The sequence below is a fragment of the Sphingomonas sp. S-NIH.Pt3_0716 genome (genome assembly GCF_003950715.1).
Lineage (GTDB): Bacteria > Pseudomonadota > Alphaproteobacteria > Sphingomonadales > Sphingomonadaceae > Sphingobium > Sphingobium yanoikuyae_A.
This window is the reverse complement of the sequence record NZ_QLJK01000049.1, coordinates 1-22,495: the sequence shown is the minus strand read 5'-3', so window position 1 is coordinate 22,495 and position 22,495 is coordinate 1. Positions and strand designations below refer to the sequence as shown.

The 22,495-nt window shown below is 65.4% G+C and carries 23 protein-coding genes, 1 tRNA gene and 1 pseudogene; 22 read left to right on the top strand and 3 right to left on the bottom strand.

The annotated features are described in order from the left end of the window. The 3 genes and pseudogenes from BRX37_RS24420 to BRX37_RS24410 form a co-directional block, all read left to right on the top strand. Positions 1–477, top strand: a pseudogene (locus BRX37_RS24420) (hypothetical protein); the annotation flags it as partial. A gap of 158 nt (positions 478–635) precedes the next feature. Next, the gene (locus tag BRX37_RS24415) at positions 636–1,160 is read left to right on the top strand and encodes a tetratricopeptide repeat protein (protein WP_125989965.1); all 525 of its coding nucleotides are present in this window, start codon (positions 636–638) and stop codon (positions 1,158–1,160) included. 280 nt (positions 1,161–1,440) lie between these two features. Further along, on the top strand, positions 1,441–2,658 hold the full coding sequence (locus BRX37_RS24410; RefSeq protein WP_125989963.1) for a calcium-binding protein: 1,218 nt from the start codon (positions 1,441–1,443) through the stop codon (positions 2,656–2,658). 54 nt (positions 2,659–2,712) lie between these two features. Here BRX37_RS24410 and BRX37_RS24405 read toward each other — a convergent pair whose 3' ends face one another. Further along, on the bottom strand, positions 2,713–3,024 hold the full coding sequence (locus BRX37_RS24405) for a hypothetical protein (RefSeq protein ID WP_125989961.1): 312 nt from the start codon (positions 3,022–3,024) through the stop codon (positions 2,713–2,715). A 43-nt stretch (positions 3,025–3,067) separates the two neighbouring features. Further along, positions 3,068–4,666 (bottom strand): M28 family metallopeptidase, encoded by a 1,599-nt coding sequence (locus BRX37_RS24400; RefSeq protein WP_125989959.1) that lies wholly within the window; start codon positions 4,664–4,666, stop codon positions 3,068–3,070. A 108-nt stretch (positions 4,667–4,774) separates the two neighbouring features. Here BRX37_RS24400 and BRX37_RS24395 point away from each other — a divergent pair, with 108 nt between their 5' ends. The 4 genes from BRX37_RS24395 to BRX37_RS24380 all read left to right on the top strand — a co-directional run bounded on the left by BRX37_RS24395 (position 4,775) and on the right by BRX37_RS24380 (position 8,488). Continuing rightward, positions 4,775–5,557, top strand: coding sequence for a head GIN domain-containing protein (locus BRX37_RS24395; protein ID WP_125989957.1), 783 nt, complete (start codon positions 4,775–4,777; stop codon positions 5,555–5,557). Continuing rightward, positions 5,509–6,240, top strand: a complete 732-nt coding sequence (locus tag BRX37_RS24390) for a GIN domain-containing protein (protein WP_125989955.1) — start codon at positions 5,509–5,511, stop codon at positions 6,238–6,240. Before BRX37_RS24395 ends, BRX37_RS24390 begins: the two co-directional genes overlap by 49 nt. A 105-nt stretch (positions 6,241–6,345) precedes the next feature. Next, a complete protein-coding gene (locus BRX37_RS24385; protein WP_125989953.1) occupies positions 6,346–7,617 on the top strand; it encodes an ammonium transporter in 1,272 nt (423 codons plus the stop codon). 7 nt (positions 7,618–7,624) lie between these two features. Beyond that, entirely contained in the window at positions 7,625–8,488 is an 864-nt protein-coding gene (locus BRX37_RS24380) for a glycosyltransferase (protein WP_125989951.1), read from the top strand. 49 nt (positions 8,489–8,537) lie between these two features. Here the strand turns inward: BRX37_RS24380 and BRX37_RS24375 are convergent, their stop codons facing one another. After that, positions 8,538–9,869, bottom strand: coding sequence for an MFS transporter (locus tag BRX37_RS24375; protein WP_010338183.1), 1,332 nt, complete (start codon positions 9,867–9,869; stop codon positions 8,538–8,540). A gap of 187 nt (positions 9,870–10,056) precedes the next feature. Here BRX37_RS24375 and cyoA point away from each other — a divergent pair, with 187 nt between their 5' ends. The 15 genes from cyoA to BRX37_RS24300 all read left to right on the top strand — a co-directional run bounded on the left by cyoA (position 10,057) and on the right by BRX37_RS24300 (position 22,429). Then, positions 10,057–11,172: a ubiquinol oxidase subunit II gene (cyoA, locus tag BRX37_RS24370; RefSeq protein WP_026108879.1), complete on the top strand. Its 1,116-nt coding sequence runs from the start codon at positions 10,057–10,059 to the stop codon at positions 11,170–11,172. A gap of 5 nt (positions 11,173–11,177) precedes the next feature. Continuing rightward, complete coding sequence (gene cyoB, locus BRX37_RS24365) at positions 11,178–13,178, top strand: cytochrome o ubiquinol oxidase subunit I (RefSeq protein ID WP_004207841.1); 2,001 nt, start codon at positions 11,178–11,180, stop codon at positions 13,176–13,178. A gap of 5 nt (positions 13,179–13,183) precedes the next feature. Next, complete coding sequence (cyoC, locus tag BRX37_RS24360; protein ID WP_125989949.1) at positions 13,184–13,807, top strand: cytochrome o ubiquinol oxidase subunit III; 624 nt, start codon at positions 13,184–13,186, stop codon at positions 13,805–13,807. After that, complete coding sequence (cyoD, locus tag BRX37_RS24355; protein ID WP_017499771.1) at positions 13,804–14,220, top strand: cytochrome o ubiquinol oxidase subunit IV; 417 nt, start codon at positions 13,804–13,806, stop codon at positions 14,218–14,220. Before cyoC ends, cyoD begins: the two co-directional genes overlap by 4 nt. Then, complete coding sequence (locus tag BRX37_RS24350) at positions 14,217–14,942, top strand: SURF1 family protein (protein ID WP_125989947.1); 726 nt, start codon at positions 14,217–14,219, stop codon at positions 14,940–14,942. Before cyoD ends, BRX37_RS24350 begins: the two co-directional genes overlap by 4 nt. Continuing rightward, entirely contained in the window at positions 14,939–16,273 is a 1,335-nt protein-coding gene (locus tag BRX37_RS24345) for an ATP-binding protein (RefSeq protein ID WP_048937550.1), read from the top strand. The genes BRX37_RS24350 and BRX37_RS24345 overlap by 4 nt, the downstream gene beginning before the upstream one ends. After that, positions 16,263–16,796: a response regulator transcription factor gene (locus BRX37_RS24340; protein WP_017499774.1), complete on the top strand. Its 534-nt coding sequence runs from the start codon at positions 16,263–16,265 to the stop codon at positions 16,794–16,796. The genes BRX37_RS24345 and BRX37_RS24340 overlap by 11 nt, the downstream gene beginning before the upstream one ends. Positions 16,797–16,860: 64 nt before the next feature. Further along, positions 16,861–16,934 (top strand) — tRNA-Gly (locus BRX37_RS24335). Positions 16,935–17,004: 70 nt separating this feature from the next. Then, positions 17,005–17,787 carry a pyrimidine utilization protein B gene (gene rutB / locus BRX37_RS24330; protein ID WP_125989945.1) on the top strand — a complete coding sequence of 261 codons (783 nt, stop codon included), beginning with the start codon at positions 17,005–17,007 and terminating at the stop codon, positions 17,785–17,787. Then, positions 17,787–18,170 carry a pyrimidine utilization protein C gene (gene rutC / locus BRX37_RS24325; RefSeq protein WP_125989943.1) on the top strand — a complete coding sequence of 128 codons (384 nt, stop codon included), beginning with the start codon at positions 17,787–17,789 and terminating at the stop codon, positions 18,168–18,170. Before rutB ends, rutC begins: the two co-directional genes overlap by 1 nt. After that, positions 18,163–18,945: a pyrimidine utilization protein D gene (gene rutD / locus BRX37_RS24320; protein WP_125989941.1), complete on the top strand. Its 783-nt coding sequence runs from the start codon at positions 18,163–18,165 to the stop codon at positions 18,943–18,945. Before rutC ends, rutD begins: the two co-directional genes overlap by 8 nt. A 4-nt stretch (positions 18,946–18,949) precedes the next feature. Further along, positions 18,950–20,044 carry a pyrimidine utilization protein A gene (gene rutA / locus BRX37_RS24315; RefSeq protein WP_125989939.1) on the top strand — a complete coding sequence of 365 codons (1,095 nt, stop codon included), beginning with the start codon at positions 18,950–18,952 and terminating at the stop codon, positions 20,042–20,044. A gap of 191 nt (positions 20,045–20,235) precedes the next feature. Continuing rightward, a complete protein-coding gene (locus BRX37_RS24310) occupies positions 20,236–20,826 on the top strand; it encodes a M17 family peptidase N-terminal domain-containing protein (protein ID WP_069338305.1) in 591 nt (196 codons plus the stop codon). Between the two features lie 50 nt (positions 20,827–20,876). Beyond that, on the top strand, positions 20,877–21,539 hold the full coding sequence (locus tag BRX37_RS24305) for a response regulator (RefSeq protein WP_052076695.1): 663 nt from the start codon (positions 20,877–20,879) through the stop codon (positions 21,537–21,539). A 230-nt stretch (positions 21,540–21,769) separates the two neighbouring features. Next, complete coding sequence (locus BRX37_RS24300; RefSeq protein ID WP_037512509.1) at positions 21,770–22,429, top strand: hydrolase; 660 nt, start codon at positions 21,770–21,772, stop codon at positions 22,427–22,429. The last annotated feature ends 66 nt before the right edge of the window (positions 22,430–22,495 follow it).

The following is a 22,495-nucleotide window of genomic DNA, read 5'->3' as shown; positions in this document are numbered from 1 at the left end:
GCCCCGCCAAAAGGGCCGCCGATCATCGTCACCGGCCGCCCCAACCCGATCCTCGCGGGCCAATGGGCGTTCAGCCAGCACCAGACCGTGATCCGCGATTTCAGCGCCCGCACCCTGCCGATCCGCACCTGGAACCTGTGCATCCCCGACGGCACGATCGACGCGACGATCGAAACCATGCTGGACGACAGTTTCGCCGGCCCCGGCACGTCCAGCTATTGCCGGCAATGGAAACTGGACGGCGACGGCGCCGCCATACACGGCAATCAGCGCTGCTGGCTCGGGCCGGGGGTGCGGATGCAGGGCAAGCTGGAAGGCGAAATCGGCCCGCGCAATGTCGAGATAAAACGCAACATCCGCCTGTTCGAGGTCAATAGCGCCCCCGCCCGCGATCTGGGCAGCCCCATGGGCGGCGACGCAGAATTTCTCATGTCGATCACCGGCACCCGCGTCGGCAATTGCAGGCCCCGGCGCTGAGCGCGGCTCCGTGTCGAGCCGATAGCCATGTGGCTGGAGTAGGCATCCGATATCGAACAATTGGCCCGGATTGCCGGCAACAGTTCCGAATTGAAACCAAAATTGACAGGCCCCTGCTGTCACCATAACCTCCTTTCGTCTAGCGAAGGAGTGCCCCGATGCGTTTCGCGTTTCTTCTACCGGTAATCGCTTCCGTACTCGCCGCCCCGGCGACAGCCCAGTCGCCCGATCAGTCCCGCTCTTACGAAGGGCTCCGTCCCAGCTGGGACAATCTCTACAACGTCGATTCGGGCGTCTATGGGGATTTTCGATCGCCGCAATATGGCCAGGTCCGCCATTTGATGCAGCAAGGCCATTATGCCCAGGCCGACAAGGCGCTGGACAGGATCATGAGCGGATCGAACGATCTTGAGGCGCGCTTCCTGAAAGGGGTGACGGCGCTGGCGCTCAACAATCCCGAAGGCGCACGGCGCTATTTCGAACGGGCATTGCCCCATGGCCGCAGCGGCCATCCCGGCGCCATGTCGGGCCTGGCGCTGGCCGAAATCCGCCTCGGCAATCCCGATGCAGCGCGCGACCTGCTCCAGAAGCTGGAATATCAGAAGGGGAAATGCGCCGCCAACTGCGATCGGGCGCAGGCCATCGATCAGGCCATTGGTGTCGTGACCAAGGCGCTCGGCTGACCAGCAGGCCCGGCAACCATTCCCTGCCGGGCCAGTCGCGACTAGGGCGCCTCCATGGATGGCGACATGGAATTTCTCATGTCGATCACCGGCGCCCGCGTCGGCAATTGCAGGCCCCGGCGCTAGCCACGCCAGACCACGCCAGCACCATAGGGCAAGCCCTGCGCAATTGGCCGCCATGCTTTCCAAGCCCGGCGGATCGATATAATATCGCGCGTACAAATCCGCCGTCCCGTCATCGGTCTCGCGCCAATAGGGGACTGGAGAAGGATCGACCGTCATGGCCAATCGCTATGGAACCAAGAATAACAATATTCTGAGCGGCACCACCGGTCGCGACCGGATCGTCGGGCGCGGCGGCAATGACATTCTCTACGGCCGCGGCGGCCGGGACGTGCTGCTCGGCGGATCGGGTGGAGACCGCATCCATCTCGGCATTGCCAGCCGCTATTCGGACGTGTTCGGCAGCCGGATCGACGGTGGCGAGGGCACCGACCTCGCTTATCTCTACCTCAGCGAAATGACGCAGAAGCTGAAGATCCTGCCCAATTTCGAACGCATCACCGCCGATGCGGGCGACGGCACAGCCCCGCGCACCCTGGTCACGATCCACGGCATCGAAGTGCTGATCGCCTATCTGGGCACGGGCGACGATTATGTCCTGCTCGGCCCTCGCGAGGCGATCATCCGGGCCGGCGATGGCAGGGACAGGCTGATCGGCGGCGACATGCACGACGATTTCAGGGGCGATGGCGGCGACGACGTGCTGTTCGGCCGGGGCGGCGGCGACAGTCTGGATGGCGGCGCGGGCACGGATCTCGTTCTGGGCGGCGCCGGCGCGGACGACATTGTCGGCGCCGACGGTGCCGATCGCCTATATGGCGGCGATGATCGCGATACGCTCTCGGGTGGCAACGGCGATGATCGCATCCATGGCGATGCCGGCGATGACATACTCTATGGCGGGTCGGACGCGGACATAATGTTCGGCGACGACGGCGCCGATATCCTGTGGGGCGAATGGGGCGACGACCGGATTTATGGCGGCAGCGGCAATGACCAACTCGATGGCGGTGAAGGCCGCGACATAGTGGACGGAGGCGCCGGGGACGATGCCGTCGCCGGCGGCACGGGCAATGACAGGATCTATGGCGGCCTCGGCGCCGATCGCCTGCTCGGCGGCGCCGGCAAGGATCGCTTTGTCTGGCGCGACCTGGCCGAAGGCGGCGATACCGTCCGCGATTTCGAACAGGGCGTGGATCGGCTGGTCGTGGCCGGCCGCGCCGTTGGTGGCCTGACCAGCGTGGACGACAGCAATTTTTCCAGCAATGCCAACGGCGTGGCAATCGATGCCAATGATCGATTCCTCTATGCGCAGAACAGCAGGATGCTGTTCTTCGATCCCGATGGCAGCGGCGCGGCCCCCGCCACGCTGATTGCCCAAATTCAGTTCAGCGTCGGCATCCAGCTTTACGCCAGCGACATCGTCATTGGATGAAGCCGGCGTCGCGAAGGCGCCCCCGCAAGCAAAGCTCAACCCATAATCGATCGATTATTTTATTTCGTCCATCTGTTCCCTGGCCGCCCTGACTTCGGCGCAAAATTCCCCCGCCTCGCGACAGCGCCGCTCCATCTTCTCGACGGCCTCCTTCCATTGCTGCAGGACATAGGGGTCTCCCGCGATCGAGGGAGAGAATATCCGTCGGCCCGACGGCACCGGTGCAGCCCCGCCCGGCGACATGGCAGAAGGCGGCGCCTCCTGCCGATGCGCCGCGCGCTGCGACACCCCTATGCCCAGCAGGAAAAAGCCCGCCGCCCCCAGCACCAGCCCGCATCCGGTCAGCACGCGCCTGGCCTGGTTCATGATCGTCTCCGCCGCTCGCCCTGCGCCCGATTTCGCGAACCGCCTATTTCACGAACCGCTTGAAGAAGCTGTCGCTGTTCCAGCTCGGCCGCGTGTCCGCATTGGCGACCCGCAGCGTCACCGCGGTCACATAATCGTTCAGCTTCGCCGTCTCGGCCGGCATCACCGGCTGGTTCGCGTCGTCGAAGGGCGAATGATAGATGTTCGCGCGCCACGCCTTCTCCACCGTCGCTTCCGGCGTCCCGGCCTTGAAGCCATATTTGAAGAACAGCGCCGGTATCCCCTCGCGGATGAAGGCATATTGGTCGGACCGGATGAAGACGTTGCGGTCGGGGAAGGGATCGGGCGTGATCGGCAGGCCCATCGCCTCGCTCACCGCCGCCGCATCCTGGCCCAGGCTGCTCTGGTCATAGCCGACCGGGGTCACGCTGGTCAGCTTGAAGATCGGCAGCGCCATGTCGAAATTGAGGTCGGCGACGATGCTCTTGCTCGGCACGGTCGGCCGCCGCGCGAAATAGCGCGATCCCAGCAGGCCCTTTTCCTCGCCGGTGACGATGGTGAACAGGATGGATCGTTTCGGCTTCACCTTGCCTGCCTTCAACGTCTTGGCGATCTCGATCAGGCTGGCGACGCCCGACGCATTGTCCAGCGCGCCGTTATAGATGGCGTCGCCCTTGATCGGCGTGCCAACGCCATAGCCGTCCAGATGCGCCGACAGCACGACATAGTCCTTGGCCAGCTTGGGGTCGCTGCCCGGCATCACCGCCACCAGATTGGGTGAGGACAAGGCCACCCGTTTGGCCGCGACCGCGGCCTTGAGCCGCAGCGTCAGCGGGAAGCTGGCGACCGGCTTCGACGCATCGGCGGCCGCCGCGATCGCGGCGAAATCCTGGCCGCTGCCGGCGAACAGGTCGGCCGACCGGGCCGGGTCGAACTGGGCATTGAGGAAGGGCGTCTGCGTGTCGCGCATCGCCACATCCTCATAATAGACCGCCGGCGCGCTCGCCAGCGCCTTGCGCCGGTCCCAGGGAATCTCGACCTGCCCCGGCGTCACCAGACTGATCATGCCGACCGCCCCCTGCGCCGCAAGCCAATGGCCCCGTTCCGATCGGGCATGGGATTTGAGCGCGCCGCTGATCTCCGCCGGCCCGCCCGAAACGACCACCACGATCTTGCCTTTCAGGTCCAGCCCGGCAAAATCGTCATGGCCCACTTCGGGCAGATGCAGGCCATAGCCCGCAAACACCATCGGCGCGTCGATCGCGCCGGGCACCGGGCCGCCGCTGCCGGAAAAGATGATGTCGCCCGGCACCGCCAGCGCCGTCTCGCCACTCGCGCCGACCAGGCTCGCCCTGCTCTCGCCCGACAGCACCGTCTGCTCGACAAAGGCGATCGGCTGCTTGTAGCCCTCGACCCCGGCGGGTTTCAGCCCCAATGCCTGAAACTGGCCGATCACATAGTCGGCCGCCTTGTCATAGCCCGGCGTGCCGGTGCCGCGCCCCTGCATGTCGTCCGCCGCCAATATCTGGACGTGGCGCCACCATGTCGCGCCGCGCGCCGCCGGATCATCCTCAGCCGGCGCGGCGCTGGCCGCCGCTCCCATCATCGCGACCAGCGGCAGGGCGGAAAACAGCTTGCGCATCGGTGGAATACCCTTCTTTTATCCTGCAGATATCATGCCTTATCCTGCCCGACGAACAAGGGGGCTTGGAACCGCCACGGCAAGAGTGTATTGTAAAGATAATACAGCATGGAGATAATGATGCCGCGCCTACCCCTGCCCCGTCACCTGACCCTCGCCACCCTGCTCGCCGTCGGCCTTGCCACCAGCGCCTGCTCGCGCGGCAACGACCATCAGTCCGGCGGCGGCAACGGCGACTCCCCGGCCGCCGCCAGCACCCCGCAGGACTGGGCCGCGCTCAAGGATTTCAGCCGCATCGACGTGACCGGACCTGACAATGTCGTCGTCACCATCGGCCCCAAATTCTCGGTCACCGCCGATGGCGATCCCAAGTCGGTCGCCCTGCTCGACATCCGGACCAAGGCCGACACGCTCCAGATCGGCCGCAAGTCCGAAGGCATGTGGAACAAGGTCGACGGCGGCAAGGGCGCGACCATCCATGTCACCCTGCCCGCGATCCGCGCGATCGACGTCACCGGCTCGGGCGACTTCACCCTCGACAAGGCGGAAGGGACCGAACTCGCCCTCTCGCTCACCGGCTCGGGCGATCTCGACATCGGCCAGGTGAAGCTTGGCAGCCTCAAGGCGGAAATCACCGGATCGGGCAGCATCACCCTCGCCGGCACCGCCGATCAGGGCGAATTGTCGATCACCGGCACCGGCGACATCGATGCCGCCGGGCTGAAGCTCGGCCGTGCCGCCGCCGAAGTCATGGGCACCGGCGACATGGACTTTGCCTCCGACGGTCCGGTCGCTATCAAGATCATGGGCACCGGCGACGTCAAGGTGAAGGGCAAGGCGCAATGCACGACGAACACGATGGGACCGGGCGAGGCGCATTGCGGCCCCTGATGCTGGCAGCGGCGGCGGCACTGGCCGGGGCTTCCCCCGCCGGCGCCGCCACCCGCGGCTATACCATCACCAGCTTTGACCAGATCCGCGTCGACGCCCCGGTCACGGTCATCATCACCACCGGCACCGGCGTCTCGGCGCGGGCGGAGGGGGACCAGCGCGCGCTCGACCGGCTGCGCGTCGATGTCTCGGGGCGCCTCGCCATCATCTCGATGGAGCGGCCCGAACCGGGCGAAAAGGGTCTCGGCCCCGCGACCATCCGCCTCTCCACCGGCGAAGTGAACCGCGTCGTCCTGACCGGCGGCGGCGCCGTCGCGGTCAGCGCGATGAAGGGCCTCAATGGCGAGATCGTCCAGGGCGGCAATGGCGATGTCAGCGTCGCGTCGCTCCAGCTCGACAATCTCCAGGTCACGCTCGCCGGCGGCGGCCGCACCACGCTCGCCGGCACCGCCGGCGTCGCCAATCTGCGCATCAGCGGCCCCGGTGCGATCGTCGCGGACCATCTGGTCGCGCGCCAGGCCGCAATCCTCAACGACGGCTCGGGCAATGTCGCCCTCACCGCCAACGGCCCGGTCAGCATCCGCTCGACCGGATCGGGCGATGTCAGCGTCGCCGGCCGGCCGATCTGCACCGTCGAAAATGAAGGCACCGGCCGCATCCAGTGCGGCGCCGAGGGCTTCTGAACGGCGCGGCGGCGGATCACCCCGCCGGAACATTGCCATGCTTATGGAAGTCTTTACCCTGCCCGCGCTAGTCAGGGCGACCTGATCCCAACCGGACCTTCCTCCATGCGCCCAGCCCTTGCCCTGCCCGTTCTTGCCGCCCTGTTGCTGGCCCAGCCGGCCGCGGCCCAGGTGGCGGCGCCCGACAGCGGCGACACCGGCTGGATGATCGCCTGCGCCCTGTTGCTGCTGCTCGCCGCGCTGCCGGGCCTGATGCTGCGTCATGCGGGGCTTGCCAATGTCCGCCACGGGCTCGCCGCGATGGCCCAGACGCTGGTTGCCGGCGCGACGATCCTGCTCGGCTGGGGCCTTGCCGGCTACAGCCTTGCCTATGCGCCGGGCAGCGAATGGCTGGGCGGCGGCAGCAATCTGCTGCTCGCCAATCTCGCCCCGCTGCGCGACGGCCTCACCGTGCCCGAATCCGCCTTCGTCCTGTTCCAGATGGGCTTTGCCGTGCTGGCCGGCGCCATCGCCGTCGGCGCGATCGCCGGCCGCGCCCGCCTTGGCTGGGTCGCCGCCTTCGCGCCGCTCTGGCTGCTGCTGGTCTTCGCCCCGATCACCCACTGGATGTGGGGCGGCGGCTGGCTGGCACAGCTTGGCGCGATGGACTTTGCCGGCGGCCTGGTCGTCCATGTCCTGGCCGGCTTCTCCGCCCTTGCCCTGGCGCTCGTCGCCGGGCGCCCCCGCGATGCCCAGGGTGGCGGCCATGCCCATATCCTCGCCATCGCCGGCGGTGCGCTCTTCTGGGTCGGCTATGCCGGTGCGGTCGGCGGCTGGGCGCTGGGCGCCACCGACGATGCCGCCACCGCCATCCTCAACCTCTTCTTCGCCGCCTGCGCCGCCAGCCTCGGCTGGGCGCTGGTCGACCGACTGCTCGGCGCCCATGCCAGCGCCACCGGCCTGCTGTCGGGCGCCATTGCCGGCCTCGCCGCCATTTCCGCATCGGCCGCCCTGGTCGGCACCGGCGGGGCGATGCTGATCGGCCTCGCCGCCGCGATCATCGCCCGCATCGGCGCCGGCTTCGCCAGTGCCTGGATCGACGATCCCGCCCATATCTTCGCCGTCCATGGCCTGGGCGGCGCGACCGGCGCGCTGCTGCTGCCTTTGTTCGTCCTGCCGCTGCTCGGCGGGGGCGGGTTCGACGCCGGCATCACCGCCACGGCCAGCCTGCTCGCCCAGGCGATCGGCCTGGTCGTGATTGCACTGTGGGCGCTGGTCGGCACCGCCATCGCCGCACTGATCGTCTCGATCCTGGTGCCGCTGCGCGCCACGCCCCAGGCCGAAGCCGATGGCCCGGACGCCGTCGAACATGGCCAGCAGAGCTGGGACTTCCGCTGATCCCGCCATGGCCGTCGCCGTCGCCATCTTCGCCCATCAGGAGGAACGCCGGATCGCCGGCTGTCTCGGCTCGCTGCCGCTCGACCGCCCGGACACGATCTTCCATGTGCTGGTGAACGGCACCACCGACCGCACCGTGGCGCGTGCCCGCGCCACCGCCGCTGGCCGCCCCCATGTGATCGTCCATGACATCGCCGCCGGCGGCAAGTCGCGCACCTGGAACCATTTCGTCCATCACCTGCTCACCGGCACGGAGGATGCCGTCATCTTCCTCGACGGCGATGCCCAGATCGCGCCCGGATCGATCGACGCGCTGGTGGCCGACCTTGCCGCCCATCCCCAGGCCAACGCCGCTGCCGGCATGCCGGTCAATGGCCGCGAAGTGGAAACCTATCGCCGCAACCTGCGGATCGAGCGCGGCATCTTCGGCGATCTCTATGCCCTGTCCGGCCGCTTCGTTGCCGCCATCCGGACCAGCGGCCTGCGCCTGCCCGACGATCTGGTCGGCGACGACGGGCTGGTCGCCTCCTGGGCGCATACCGATCTGGCAAGCGATGCCGACTGGCAATTGGAGCGGGTGCTGGCCTGCGAAGGCGCGGGCTTTGCATGCGAACCGGTCGGCCTCACCCGGCCGCTGACCTGGCGGATGCATTACAAGCGGCTGATCAACTATTCGGTCCGCTATTATCAGAACCGCATCGTCTCCGACATCATGAGCCGGGTCGGTCCCGCCGGCCTGCCGCGCGAACTGGTCAGCCTCTATCCCGACTGGCTGCCGCGCTGGCGTCCCCGCCCCGGCCCGATCGGCTGGTTCGACCGCAAGGGCCTCGCCCGGATGAAGGCACGGGTCGCAGCGACAAAAAAAGCGTGACCGGCCAGGCCGATCACGCTTCTCATTTTGCCAAGACCGTCGGCCGGGATCAGCGATCCCGCGCCGCCAGCTCCTTGTTGACGTAGAGCGCCACCATCGTCGCAACCGCGCCCGACAGCAGATAGATGCCCGACGCGGCCAGACCGAACTTCACCGACAGCAGCAGCGCCAGCAGCGGCGCGAAGCCGGCACCGACCAGCCAGGCCAGATCCGACGTCAGCGCCGAACTGGTATAGCGCGCCTCGGTCGCGAAGTTGGAGGCGACCACGCCCGACGACTGGCCGAACGCCAGGCCCAGCAGCATGAAGCCCAGGATCATGAAGGCGACCTCGCCCAGATCCCCGCCATTGAGCAGCAGCGGCGCCACCACCGCGAAGATCGCGATGCCCAGGGCCGACCAGCCGAGCAGCGAGCGACGACCAATCTGGTCGGCGATGAAGCCCGAAACCACGATCGCCAGCAGGCCGACCGATGCGCCGATCATCTCGATCACCAGGAAGCGATCGATCGGCTGATCGGTGAACAGCACCACCCAGCTCAGCGGAAACACCGTAACCATGTGGAACAGGGCAAAGCTCGCCAGCGGCGCGAACGCACCGATGATGATGTTGCGCCCTTCCGCCTTGACCGTCGGCAGCACCTGCGACGGCACCAGATCCTTCTGCTCGAACAAACGCTCGAACTCATGCGTCACCACGATGCGCAGCCGGGCGAACAGCGCCACGACGTTGATCGCGAAAGCGACGAAGAAGGGATAGCGCCAGCCCCAGTCGAGGAAGTCCGCTTCCGACAGCGTCAGCAGGAAGAAGGCGAACAGACCGCTCGCCACCAGCAGCGCCAGCGGCGCGCCGAGCTGCGGCACCATCGCATACCAGCCACGCTGGTGCGGCGGCGCGTTGAGCGACAGCAGCGACGCCAGGCCATCCCATGTCCCGCCCAGCGCAATACCCTGAGCCGCGCGCAGGATCACCAGAACGACAGCGGCATAGTGGCCAATCGTCGCATAACCGGGCATAAAGGCGATCGCCGCGGTCGACCCGCCCAGCAGGAACAGGGCCGCCGTCAATTTGGTCCCGCGGCCATAGCGCCGGTCGATCGCCATGAAGATCAGCGACCCGATCGGACGCGTGATGAAGGCGACGGCGAAGATCGCGAAGGAATAGAGCGTGCCCGTCAGGGCATCGACATAGGGAAAGACCAGGTTCGGAAAAACGATAACCGAAGCAATGGCGTAAACGAAGAAGTCGAAAAATTCGGAGGTGCGGCCAATGATCACACCAATGGAGATGTCTCCCGGTGCAATGCTGTGGTCGCGTGCATTGATTTTGCGCGCATCATCCTCAAGCGAACTGGAGGTGAAGGCAATGGCCTGTGAAGTCATAGGCATCCGCTCCCTGGCTGGGCCGACGGTGCCTGTTTTGGGTCTCCCGACGGCCAGAGAATGGCAACATAACAGAAAACCCACAGAGTCTAAGCAGTATCCCACATGTGAAACATTTTTTGCGTCCGCACATAATTGGACAAATTGCCCACTATCGCATGGCGTGCGGAATCGGTAACCGCGCGCCATGTCACACCCTCTCTCACCCAACTGGAGCCGGCTTCTGCGCTGGTCCTCCGCGATCCTTGCGGCGCCGCTGGCGGGCTGCAACTGGGTCGTGATGAACCCGTCGGGCGACATTGCGGTGCAGCAGCGCGATCTGATCCTGATCTCGACCGCGCTGATGCTCCTCATTGTCATCCCCGTCATGGCACTGGTCGTCTATTTCGCCTGGCGTTACCGCGCCGCGAACAAGGCGGTCGAAAAGGAATATGACCCCGACTGGGATCATTCCACCAAGCTGGAGCTGCTGATCTGGTCGGCCCCGCTCCTCATCATCATCTGCCTGGGCGCGCTGACCTGGGTGAGCACCCACAAGCTGGACCCCTATCGTCCGCTCGACCGCATCGACGCGCAGACCGCGATCGATCCCAAGGTCAAGCCGCTGGTCGTCCAGGTCGTGGCGCTCGACTGGAAATGGCTCTTCATCTATCCCGAACAGGGTATCGCCACCGTCAATGAAATGGCGCTGCCGACCAATGTTCCGGTCCGTTTCGACATCACTGCCTCGACCGTGATGAACAGCTTCTATATCCCTGAACTCGCCGGCCAGATCTACGCGATGCCCGGCATGAAGACGCAGCTCCACGCCGTCGCCAACAAGCCGGTCACCGGCACCGGCTTCTCCGCCAACTATTCGGGCGCGGGCTTCACCCACATGCGCTTCGGCTACAAGGCGCTGGACCAGGCCGGCTTCGACGCCTGGGTCGCCAAGGTGAAGGCCAGCAATGCGTCGCTCGACCGCAATGTCTATCTGAACCTGGCCAAGCCCAGCGAAAAGGCGCCCGTCGCCTATTTCTCGGCCGCCGATGCCAAGCTGTTCGACGCGGTCGTCAATCTCTGCCCCAAGCCCGGCCAGCGTTGCATGGGCGAGCTGATGCACATCAACCAGATGGGCGGCGCGGGCAAGGAGTCGGCCAAGGAGACCGAAGGCCTCCAGTACGACTTCCCCAACAGCCATGTGATCGACCAGACCGATCGCAACGAGGGCAAGGAAACCGCCCCCGATGCGCCCGGTGCCGAAAAGGCCCCGGCCGATCACTCCTCTCACAGCGGCGCTGACGCGCACGCGCAGCATCGGTAAGAGACATGACCGGTACACTCACAACAGCACAGATGATCTTCGGTCGTCTGACATGGGACGCGTTCCCATGGCATGAACCCATCGTCGTCGCGACATTCTGCGCGGTGGTGCTGGGCGGCGCGGCCGTCGTTGCGGCGCTGACCTATTTCAAGCTCTGGGGCTATCTCTGGAAGGAATGGTTCACCAGCGTGGACCACAAGAAGATCGGCATCATGTACATGGTGCTCGGCCTCATCATGTTCCTGCGCGGCTTTGCCGACGCCGTCATGATGCGCCTCCAGCAGGCGCTCGCCTTCAACGGGTCGGAAGGGTATCTCAACGCCCATCACTATGACCAGGTGTTCACGGCCCACGGCGTGATCATGATCTTCTTCGTGGCGATGCCGTTCATCACCGGTTTGATGAACTATATCGTCCCGCTGCAGATCGGCGCCCGCGACGTCAGCTTCCCCTTCCTGAACAATTTCTCGTTCTGGATGACCACGGGCGGCGCGGTGCTGGTGATGGCCTCGCTGTTCCTGGGCGAATTCGCCCAGACCGGCTGGCTCGCCTATCCGCCGCTTTCGGGGATCGACTATAGCCCGGCCACGGGTGTCGACTATTATATCTGGGCCCTGCAGGTGGCAGGCGTCGGCACGACATTGTCGGGCATCAACCTGATCGCGACCATCGTGAAGATGCGCGCGCCGGGCATGTCCCTCATGAAGATGCCGGTGTTCACCTGGACCTCGCTCTGCGCGAACATCCTGATCGTCGCTTCCTTCCCGATCCTGACCGCCACGCTGGTCCTGCTGTCGCTCGACCGCTATGCCGGCACCAACTTCTTCACGAACGACTTCGGCGGCAACCCGATGATGTACGTGAACCTGATCTGGATCTGGGGTCACCCGGAAGTCTACATCCTCATCCTGCCGCTGTTCGGCGTCTTCTCGGAAGTCACCTCGACCTTCTCGGGCAAGCGCCTGTTCGGCTACACCTCGATGGTCTACGCGACCTGCTGCATCATGGTGCTCTCCTACCTCGTGTGGCTGCACCACTTCTTCACCATGGGCTCGGGCGCCAGCGTCAACAGCTTCTTCGGCATCACGACGATGATCATCTCGATCCCGACGGGTGCCAAGCTCTTCAACTGGCTCTTCACCATGTATCGCGGCAAGATCCGTTTCGAGCTGCCGATGATGTGGACCGTCGCCTTCATGCTGACCTTCACGGTCGGCGGCATGACCGGCGTTCTGCTCGCCGTTCCGCCGGCGGACTTCGTGCTGCACAACTCGCTGTTCCTGATCGCGCACTTCCATAACGTGATCATCGGCGGCGTGCTGTTCGGCCTGTTCGCGGCGATCAACTACTGGTGGCCCAAGGCCTTCGGCTTCAAGCTGAACGTGTTCTGGGGCAAGGTCAGCTTCTGGTGCTGGCAGGTCGGCTTCTGGCTCGCCTTCACCCCGCTGTACATCATGGGCCTGATGGGCGTGACGCGTCGCATGCGCGTGTTCGACGATCCGTCGCTGCAGATCTACTTCGTCATCGCCGCGATCGGCGCCGCCATCGTCGCGGCCGGCATCGGTGCGATGCTGCTTCAGTTCGCCATCTCCATCTGGAAGCGCGACGAACTGAAGGTCGAAGGCGATCCGTGGGATGGCCGTACCCTGGAATGGGCGACCAGCTCGCCGCCGCCGGAGTATAATTTCGCCTTCACGCCGGTCGTCTATGACGCCGACAGCTGGGCGGACATGAAGAAGAATGGCTATCAGCGTCCGCTGACCGGCTATCAGGCGATCCACATGCCCAGCAGCACCGGCGCCGGCGTCATCCTTGCCGCCCTGTCGACGCTCTGCGGCTTCGCGCTGATCTGGTACATCTGGTGGCTCGCGGGCCTCAGCTTCATCGGCATCGTCGCGGTCGCCATCGGCCACACCTTCAACTACAAGCGCGACTTCTACATCCCCGTCGAGGATGTGACGCGCACCGAGGAAGAGCGCACGCGAATCCTCGCCGCTGGAGTCTGACTGACATGAGCAGCGCAACTGCAACCACGGAACCTCGGGCATATCATTTGCCCGAGGAGCCGCACCTCCACGAAGGCCACAGCACCATGCTGGGCTTCTGGATGTACCTGATGAGCGACTGCCTCATCTTCGCCATCCTGTTCGCCACCTATGCCGTGCTCGGCGGCAGCTTCGCCGGCGGCCCCGGCCCGAAGGATCTGTTCGACCTGCCGCTCATCGCGCTCAACACCGCGATGCTGCTCTTCTCGTCGATCACCTACGGCTTCGCCATGCTGGCGATGGAAAAGAACCGGATCAGCGCCACCCAGGGCTGGCTGTTCGTCTCCCTCCTGTTTGGCGGGGCGTTCCTGTTCATCGAACTCTACGAGTTCTCGCACCTCATCCATGAGGGCGCGGGTCCGTGGCGTTCGGCCTTCCTGTCGGCCTTCTTCACCCTGGTCGGCACCCACGGCCTGCACGTCACCTTCGGTTCGATCTGGCTGATCACGCTGATGGTGCAGGTGGCCAAGAAGGGTCTGATCCCGGCCAACAAGCGTCGCCTGATGTGCCTGTCGATGTTCTGGCACTTCCTCGACGTCATCTGGATCGGCGTCTTCACCTTTGTCTATCTGATGGGAGTCCTGCGGTGAGCGACGCTGTCCATAGCCACGACGCCCACGGACATGGGCACGATCATCACGATGACCATCATGAAGAAGGATCGCATGGCAGCTTCGGCAGCTACATGATCGGCTTCGGCCTGTCGGTGATCCTGACGGCCATTCCCTTCTGGCTGGTGATGTCGGGCGTGCTGGGCAATCCCCAGCTGACCGGCATCGTCATCATGGCCTTCGCCGCGGTGCAGGTGATCGTCCACATGATCTACTTCCTGCACATGAACACCCGCGTCGAAGGCGGCTGGTCGTTCATGGCGATGATGCTGACCATCGTCCTGGTCGTCATCGTGCTGTCGGGTTCGATGTGGGTCATGTTCCACCTCAACGCGAACATGATGCCGCACGCCGACATGTCGGCGATGCACAATATGAGCGAGATGCCGTGACATCCGCGAAGATCGGGGGGCGCCGCCGGCGCTCCCCGCGCTTTACGATCGGCCTGACGCTGATCGCCCTCATGCTGTTTTCCGGTCTTTGCGCGCTCGGCAGTTGGCAAGTCTATCGCCTCGCCTGGAAGCGCGACCTGATCGCACGGGTCGACGCCCGCATCCATGCCGCGCCCGTCCCCGCCCCCCGCAGCGCCACCGGCGACGACGAATATCGCCGCGTCGCCGCATCGGGCCATTTCCTGCATGACAAGGCGGTGCTGACCCAGGCCGTCACCGTGCGCGGCCCCGGTTTCTGGGTGATGACGCCGCTGGTGACCGACGCCGGCTTCACCCTGATGGTCAATCGCGGCTTCGTGCCGCAGGACAATCGCGCCCGCTACAGCCGGCCCCAAGGCACGGTCCAGATTGTCGGCCTGCTGCGCCTGACCGAACCCAAGGGTGGTTTCCTGCGCAGCAATGATCCCGCCGCCGGCCGCTGGTATTCGCGCGATGTCGCCGCGATCGCCGCCGCGCAGCATGTCGCCCCGCCGGTCGCGGACTATTTCGTCGATGCCGGCGCCAATTGCGCGCCCGACACCGCGCCGGTCGGCGGCCTGACCGTCGTCCGCTTCCCCAACAACCATCTCCAATATGCCATCACATGGTTCATACTGGCGGCGATGGTCGCAGGCGCCTACATCTTCCTCATGCGTCGGGATCCAGAAGACAACACGGAATGAGCGAGACCCAAGCCGTCAGGCGCCGCTGGCTGCCCAGCCAGTGGCCCGCCGATGCCGCCGGTCGCAAGAATATGGCGCTGCTGATCCAGCTGCGCTGGATCGCGATCGCCGGGCAGCTGGTGACGATCCTGATCGTCCAGTTCCTGATGGGCGTGCGCCTGCCCCTCGCCCCGATGCTGCTGGTCGCCGCCGTCGCCGTGCTGGTCAACGCCGCCAGCTTTGCGGCGCTGCGCCCCCGGACCGACATCACCCGCGCCGAATTGTCGGTATCGCTGCTGTTCGACGTGCTGCTGCTGACCGCCCAGCTCTATCTGTCGGGCGGCGCGACCAATCCCTTCGTCTCGCTCTATCTGCTCCAGGTCGCGCTTGGCGTGCTGCTGCTCGACCGGGCGAGCGCCTGGGGCATCACCGCCGTGTCGGCGCTGTGCGCCGGCCTGCTCGCGCTCGACTATCGCCCGCTCGACCTTAGCGACCGGCTGGCGGGCCGGCTGTTCGACCTGCATATCATCGGCACCTGGATCTGCTTCACCATGATCGCGGTGCTGCTGGTGCTGTTCATCACCCGGATCAACCGCAACCTGCAGGCGCGCGAGGCCTATCTCGCCAGCATGCGCCAGCATGCGGCTGAGGAGGAACATATCGTCCGCATGGGCCTGCTCGCTTCGGGCGCGGCGCATGAGCTGGGCACCCCCCTCGCCCAGCTCGCCGTGGTGCTGGGCGACTGGCGCCGCATGCCCGAAATCACCGAGCATCCCGCCCTGGTAGAGGAAGTGGGCGAGATGCAGAGCGCAGTTCTGCGCTGCAAGGCGATCGTCACCGGCATTCTCCTCTCCTCGGGCGAGGCGCGGGGCGAGGCGCCGGCCGTCACCAATGTCCGCGACTTCATCGAAGGGATTGCGGCGGAATGGCGCCGCGCCAATCCGGGCATGCCGCTGCGCTGCGACTTCGGCCCGCATGACTATCCGCGCATCATCGCCGATCCGGTGATCCGCCAGGCGGTCGGCAATCTGCTCGACAATGCGCGCGAGGCCGGCGCCACCTATATCGACCTGCTGGTCGGACGCGACAGCGCCTCGCTCAACATCGCCGTGCGCGACAATGGCAGCGGCTTTTCGCAGGCGATGCTGGAGGATTTCGGCAAGCCCTATCGCTCCAGCAAGGGCAAGGAAGGCCATGGCCTCGGCCTCTTCCTTGTGGTCAATGTCGTGCGCAAGCTGGGCGGCAGCGTATCGGCCAGCAATGGCGCCGATGGCGGCGCGCTGATCCTGCTGCGCCTGCCGCTCGATACCGTCGCACTGGAAGAGGAAAGTGACAGCGAAGATGACAGCTGAACGGCTGCTGGTGATCGTCGAGGATGACGAGGCCTTTGCAAAGACCCTCAAACGTTCGTTCGAGCGGCGCGGCTATGACGTGCTGACCGCCGCCAGCCATGGCGCGCTGGAAGAGGTGCTGAAAGGCAATCGCCCCGGCTATGCTGTGGTCGATCTGAAGCTCGGCCCGGAATCGGGCCTGGTCTGCGTCCAGACGCTGCACGCCCATGATCCCGACATGCTGATCGTGGTGCTGACCGGCTTTGCCAGCATTGCGACCGCGGTCGAGGCGATCAAGCTCGGCGCGACCAACTATCTGGCGAAACCATCCAACACCGACGATATCGAGGCCGCCTTCGCCCGCTCCGGCGGCGACCCCGCCGCGCCGCTGGCGCCGCGCCCGACATCGATCAAGACACTGGAATGGGAACATATCCACGAAGTGCTGAAGGATTGCGACTTCAACATCTCCGAAACCGCCCGGCGCCTGGGGATGCATCGCCGCACCCTCGCCCGCAAGCTGGCGAAACGCCAGGTCGGCTAATTTCGCGCGCGTCCATCAAGCCCCGTTGACCGCGCTCCATGGCCATGCCATGGCCACTCCAGACGCGGGTGTAGCTCAATGGTAGAGCAGCAGCTTCCCAAGCTGACGACGGGGGTTCGATTCCCCTCACCCGCTCCAGATATTCCCGAAAATCTCAAAAGCCCGCTGAAGGGCGAGAGCCGAGATATATCCGGCTCGCGCCTTAGCCATGACGGCCGCGCTTGACCATTGGGTGCATCTGCTCAATCCTGCGCCGGTGAGCGAAGCCATCGTCGATCCCGCCCCATCCCGTTCCGGTCCCTGCGTGGTGCTGCCCGCGCGCCCCGAAGCAATCCGGATCGATGCCGCGACGACGGCGCTGATCGTCGTCGACATGCAGAATGCCTATGCCAGCAAGGGCGGCTATGTCGACGAGGCCGGCTTCGACGTCAGCCCGGCGGCGGGTGTGATCCCCCGGATCGCGGAGGTCGTCGAGGTGGCGCGGGCCGCGGGCATGCCGGTGATCTTCCTGCAGAATGGCTGGGACAGCGGCTATGCCGAGGCCGGCACGCCGCTGTCTCCCAACTGGCACAAGTCCAATGCGCTCAAGACGATGCGGGCGCGGCCGGACCTGGCGGGCAAATTCCTGGCGCGCGGCGGCTGGGACTATGAACTGGTGGAGGCGCTGGCGCCGCGCGAGGACGACCTGCGCGTACACAAGCCGCGCTATTCCGCCTTCTTCAACTCGCAACTGGATAGCGTGCTGCGCGCGCGCGGCATCCGTACCCTGGTCTTCACCGGCATCGCCACCAATGTCTGCGTGGAATCGACCCTGCGCGACGGTTTCCATCTCGAATATTTCGGCGTGCTGCTGGAAGATGCGGTGCATCATCTGGGGCCGGATTTCATCCGCGAGGCGAGCCTCTACAATGTCGAGAAATTCTTCGGCTGGGTGAGCAATGTCGCCGATTTCCGCTCCGCCGTCGGCCAGCTTCCGCCCAAGGAGATCTGATGCCCTTCGAACCGATCAATCCACCCCAGTTCCCGACCCCGATCGCCCCTTATTCGGCGGGCGCAAGGGCCGGGAATACGGTCTATGTCTCGGGCGTGCTGGCGCTGGGCGAAGGCGGCACGGTGCTGCATGTCGGCGACGCCGCCGCGCAGACCCGCCATGTGCTGGACGTCATCAGGATCACGGTCGAGGCAGCCGGCGGCACCATGGCCGACATCGCCATGAACCATATCTTCCTCAAGGATCTGGACGATTACGCGGCCTTCAACGCCGTCTATGCCGAATATTTTCCCGGCGACAAGCCGGCGCGCTACTGCATCAAGTGCGAGCTGGTGAAACCCGATTGCCTGGTCGAGATCGCCTCGGTCGCGCATCTTGGCTGAGGCCGCCGGCCTCTATTATGAAATCCACGGGCGCGCGGACGCCCCGCCGCTGATCCTGTCGAGCGGGCTTGGCGGATCGGCGAGCTATTGGGCGCCGAACATCCCGGCGCTGGCAGAGCATTTCCACGTCATCGCCTATGACCATCGCGGCACCGGCCGCAGCGACCGGACATTGCCGGAAACCACCTCGGTCGAGGATATGGCGGGCGACGTCATCGCCCTGATGGATGCGCTGGGCATCGAACGCGCGCATTTCATCGGCCATGCGCTGGGCGGCGCGATCGGCATGGAACTGGCGATCGCCAACACACGGCTCGACAGCCTGATCGTCATCAACGGCTGGCGGACGCTGTCACCCCATACCCGCCGCTGCTTCGAAACGCGGCTGGCCCTGTTGCGCCATGCCGGTGTCGAGGCATTCCTGCGGGCGCAACCGCTGTTCCTGTTCCCGCCGGACTGGATCGCGGCCCATGACGATGCGCTGAAGGCTGAACTGGCGCATCATCTCGCCACCTTCCCCGGCGCGGCCACGATGGAAAAGCGGATCGCCGCCGTGCAGGCCTATAACCCGCACCTGCTCGACCTGACGGCCGTCGCCAAGGTGCTGGCCATCGCCACCCGCGACGATTTTCTTGTCCCTCATGCCAGCGCCCTCGATGTCGCGGCGCCGATCGCATGGGCCAGGACCGCCAGATTCGATTGGGGCGGCCACGCCTGCAACGTGACCGACCCGGATGCTTTCCATCGCCTCGTCCTCCCCTTCCTCAGGAGTTGAAGCCATGCAGGTCGGCGTTTTCGTTCCCATCAACAATAATGGCTGGCTGATCAGCGAGAACGCCCCGCAATATCTGCCGAGCTTCGACCTCAACAAGGAAATCGCCCAGCGCGCCGAGAAACATGGCCTCGATTTCCTGCTGTCGATGATCAAGCTGCGCGGTTTCGGCGGCAAGACGCAATTCTGGGAATATGGGCTGGAAAGCTTCACGCTGATGGCCGGCCTTGCGGCGGTCACGGACAGGATCAAGATCTTCGCCACCTGCCCCACGCTGATCATCCCGCCCGCCTTCGCCGCGCGCATGGCCAACACCATCGACAGCATCAGCCATGGCCGCTTCGGCCTCAACCTCATCACCGGCTGGCAGCCGCCCGAATATACCCAGATGGGGCTTTGGCCGGGGGACGAGCATTTTCGCAATCGCTATGATGTGCTCGACGAATATGCCCGCGTGCTGCGGGAATTGTGGGAGACCGGCCGATCGGACTTCAAGGGGCAATATTATCAGATGGACGACTGCCTGGTCCGCCCCCAGCCGCAGGCGGACATGAAGATCATCTGCGCCGGTTCGTCCGACGCGGGCCTCGCCTTCTCGGCCAAATGGGCGGACTATGCCTTCTGCCTGGGCAAGGGCGTCAACACGCCGACCGCCTTCGCCTTCAACAATGACCGCCTTGCGAAATTCACGGCGCAGACCGACCGGGACGTGTCGGTGTTCGTGCTGGTCATGGTGATCGCCGCGGAGACCGATGAGGAGGCCATGGCGAAATGGCAAAGCTATAATGACGGGGTCGATATCGAGGCGATCGCCTGGCTGGCCGATCAGGGCGCGAAGGACACCGTCAACATCGACACCAATGTGCGCCAGCTGGCCGCGCCCGAAGGGGCCGTGAACATCAATATGGGCACGCTGGTCGGCAGCTATGCCAGCGTGGCACGAATGCTGGACGAAATGGCGCAGGTGCCCAATACCGGCGGCGTGCTGCTGACCTTCGACGATTTCCTGGAAGGCGTGGAAGCGTTCGGCACGCGCATCCAGCCGCTGATGAAGAGCCGCGCCGAAAGCGCCCGACATTCCCGATCTTCCCACAGAAGTTAACCACCAAAGCCGTTGGCAGCCGGGACGCCGGGATGCACGCCTCCCCCTTTCCCACCACGGCAATTCCGCATGATTGTCCAAATCCCGCGCGCCCTGGCCACGACGCGGGCGCCATGTCCCTCTAGCTTGGCCCAAGGAGACGCCGACCCGCATGGCTGCGTCATGGCGGGAGGATCAACAGGGTGGCGAGCATGGATGCGCCGATCGTCGGCACATATCGCACCGTCCGCTTCCGCGCCGGGCCGGTCGATGCGATCGCGAGCGATGTCGATCTGCTGATCGTCGGCATGCCGGTCCTGTCCGCCACGAGCCGGATCGATCCTGGCGCCTGCGCGCTCGACGCCGCTCTGTCAGGCACTTTGTCGCAACTGCGCGCGGGCGGCCTGTTCGACGGCAGGTTCGGCGAGACGATGATCCTGTCCAGCCCGCCGCCGCCGGTGCGCTGTCGGTCGCTGATGATCGTGGGCATGGGGGAAATCGACGATCTGGATGCCGAACGGCTGGGCCGGCTGGCCGCCGTGGCGATGCGCGCGGCGCTCCGGCTCGACAGTTGTTCGATCGCCTGCCTGCTGCGGCTGCTCGATCCGGCGGCAACGAAGGTCGCGCAACGCGCCGCCGCCCGTGCGATGATGGCCGGCGTGCTGACGGCGCTGGACGCCTATCTCTCTCCCGGTCCCACTCCCGGCCGTTTCGCCGGCCTGAACTGGACCTTCGACCAGCCCGACAGCGCCGCCGACGTGCTGGGCACGATCATCGCACAATGGCCGGCCGCGCCGCGATGAGGCGCGACTATCGCATGGACTTGGGAAGCGGAACACGCCACTCTGGCGCGATGCAGCCCGGTCCGATCCACAGCCACGACATGCAGCCTGCGATCACCCCCATATCGATCCTGGTGGTGGACGATCATGCGCTGCTGCGCGAGGGCGTGCGGGCGATGCTGGCGACCCAGGCCGACATGCGGATCGTCGGCGAGGCGGACAATGGCCGGCGCGCGGTGGAGGAATATGCGCGGCTGCGCCCCGACATCGTGCTGATGGACCTGCAGATGGCGGAAATGCCGGGGCTCGACGCGATCGCCGCGATCCGGGCCATCCATCCCGACGCCCGGATCATCGTGCTGACCACCTATTCGGGCGATGGCCGCGCGATCAAGGCGCTGCGCGCAGGGGCGATGGGCTATCTGCTCAAGGCCAGCCTGCGCAAGCAGCTGCTCGACGCGATCCGGTCCGTGCATCTGGGCGGCAAGCATCTCGACGCCACCGTCGCCACCGCGATCGCCCTGCACGTGCTGGAAGACCCGCTGACCGAGCGCGAGATCGCGGTGCTTTCGCTGGCGGCCTGGGGCAACAGCAACAAGCAGGTCGCGGCGCGACTCGATATCAGCGAAGAGACGGTGAAGGGCCATATGAAGTCGATCTTCTCGAAGCTCGACGCGACCGATCGCACCCATGCGGTGACGCTGGCGATCAAGCGCGGACTGATCGACCTCTGACGACATGGCGCGCGAGCGCCCCCTTTGCATCGGAATGATCGCTAACATGTCAGCCTGATCCAAGATCGGGCGGCGACGGACAGCTATGATCGCGCGCGTCAGGCCAGTGACTGACCATTTCTATTTTTTAGAACAAGCCGGTGCATTTTATCTGGATATTTCGGATCAGGCACGCCGGCTAACACTGTCTTCACAGCAGCGACGACTGCTCGAAACCAAGGAGCCGACCCATGACGATCACCGCCACGCCGACGCCGGGCAAGTCCCTCATCTCGCCGACCGACCATATTTTGGTCCTGATCGACTTCCAGTCGCAAATGGCCTTCGCCACCAAGTCGATCGCGCCGGAACTGCTGCGCAACAATGCCGCCCTGATCAGCCGCGCCGCCAAGTCGTTCGGCGTGTCGACCATCCTGACCACCGTGGCCGAAAAGAGCTTTTCGGGGCCGATGTTCAGCGAGATCACCGACGCCTTCCCCGGCCAGCCCCTGCTCGACCGCACCAGCATGAACACCTGGGAAGATGCCGCCGTGATCGAGGAAGTGAACCGCATCGGCAAGGAGCGGATCATCTTCGCCGGCCTGTGGACCAGCGTCTGCATCGTCGGCCCGGTCGCCTCCGCGATCGACCAGGGCTTCGACGTCTATTTCATCGCCGACGCCTGTGGCGACATCAGCGAGGAAGCGCATGAGCGCGCCGTGCAGCGCATGATCCAGCTCGGCGCCAAGCCGATGACCTCGCTCCAATATATGCTGGAACTGCAGCGCGACTGGGCGCGCACCGAAACCTATGAGTCCACCACCGGCATCGCAAAGGAATTTGGCGGCGCATACGGCCTGGGCATCAAATATGCGAAGGCCATGTTCGGCGCCTCCGAAGGCGGCCACTGACCTGCGCAAGGGGCGGCGGTGTCTCCCCCTCTCCCCATGCACCGCCGCCCCTTGCGCAGGTCAGTG

Coding starts and splice junctions, on each gene's coding strand:
- BRX37_RS24415 (WP_125989965.1), top strand. CDS start 636: ATGCGTTTCGCGTTTCTTCTACCGGTAATCGCTTCCGTACTCGCCGCC.
- BRX37_RS24410 (WP_125989963.1), top strand. CDS start 1,441: ATGGCCAATCGCTATGGAACCAAGAATAACAATATTCTGAGCGGCACC.
- BRX37_RS24405 (WP_125989961.1), bottom strand. CDS start 3,024: ATGAACCAGGCCAGGCGCGTGCTGACCGGATGCGGGCTGGTGCTGGGG.
- BRX37_RS24400 (WP_125989959.1), bottom strand. CDS start 4,666: ATGCGCAAGCTGTTTTCCGCCCTGCCGCTGGTCGCGATGATGGGAGCG.
- BRX37_RS24395 (WP_125989957.1), top strand. CDS start 4,775: ATGGAGATAATGATGCCGCGCCTACCCCTGCCCCGTCACCTGACCCTC.
- BRX37_RS24390 (WP_125989955.1), top strand. CDS start 5,509: ATGCACGACGAACACGATGGGACCGGGCGAGGCGCATTGCGGCCCCTG.
- BRX37_RS24385 (WP_125989953.1), top strand. CDS start 6,346: ATGCGCCCAGCCCTTGCCCTGCCCGTTCTTGCCGCCCTGTTGCTGGCC.
- BRX37_RS24380 (WP_125989951.1), top strand. CDS start 7,625: ATGGCCGTCGCCGTCGCCATCTTCGCCCATCAGGAGGAACGCCGGATC.
- BRX37_RS24375 (WP_010338183.1), bottom strand. CDS start 9,869: ATGACTTCACAGGCCATTGCCTTCACCTCCAGTTCGCTTGAGGATGAT.
- cyoA (WP_026108879.1), top strand. CDS start 10,057: ATGTCACACCCTCTCTCACCCAACTGGAGCCGGCTTCTGCGCTGGTCC.
- cyoB (WP_004207841.1), top strand. CDS start 11,178: ATGACCGGTACACTCACAACAGCACAGATGATCTTCGGTCGTCTGACA.
- cyoC (WP_125989949.1), top strand. CDS start 13,184: ATGAGCAGCGCAACTGCAACCACGGAACCTCGGGCATATCATTTGCCC.
- BRX37_RS24345 (WP_048937550.1), top strand. CDS start 14,939: ATGAGCGAGACCCAAGCCGTCAGGCGCCGCTGGCTGCCCAGCCAGTGG.
- BRX37_RS24340 (WP_017499774.1), top strand. CDS start 16,263: ATGACAGCTGAACGGCTGCTGGTGATCGTCGAGGATGACGAGGCCTTT.
- rutB (WP_125989945.1), top strand. CDS start 17,005: ATGACGGCCGCGCTTGACCATTGGGTGCATCTGCTCAATCCTGCGCCG.
- rutC (WP_125989943.1), top strand. CDS start 17,787: ATGCCCTTCGAACCGATCAATCCACCCCAGTTCCCGACCCCGATCGCC.
- rutA (WP_125989939.1), top strand. CDS start 18,950: ATGCAGGTCGGCGTTTTCGTTCCCATCAACAATAATGGCTGGCTGATC.
- BRX37_RS24310 (WP_069338305.1), top strand. CDS start 20,236: ATGGATGCGCCGATCGTCGGCACATATCGCACCGTCCGCTTCCGCGCC.
- BRX37_RS24305 (WP_052076695.1), top strand. CDS start 20,877: ATGCAGCCCGGTCCGATCCACAGCCACGACATGCAGCCTGCGATCACC.
- BRX37_RS24300 (WP_037512509.1), top strand. CDS start 21,770: ATGACGATCACCGCCACGCCGACGCCGGGCAAGTCCCTCATCTCGCCG.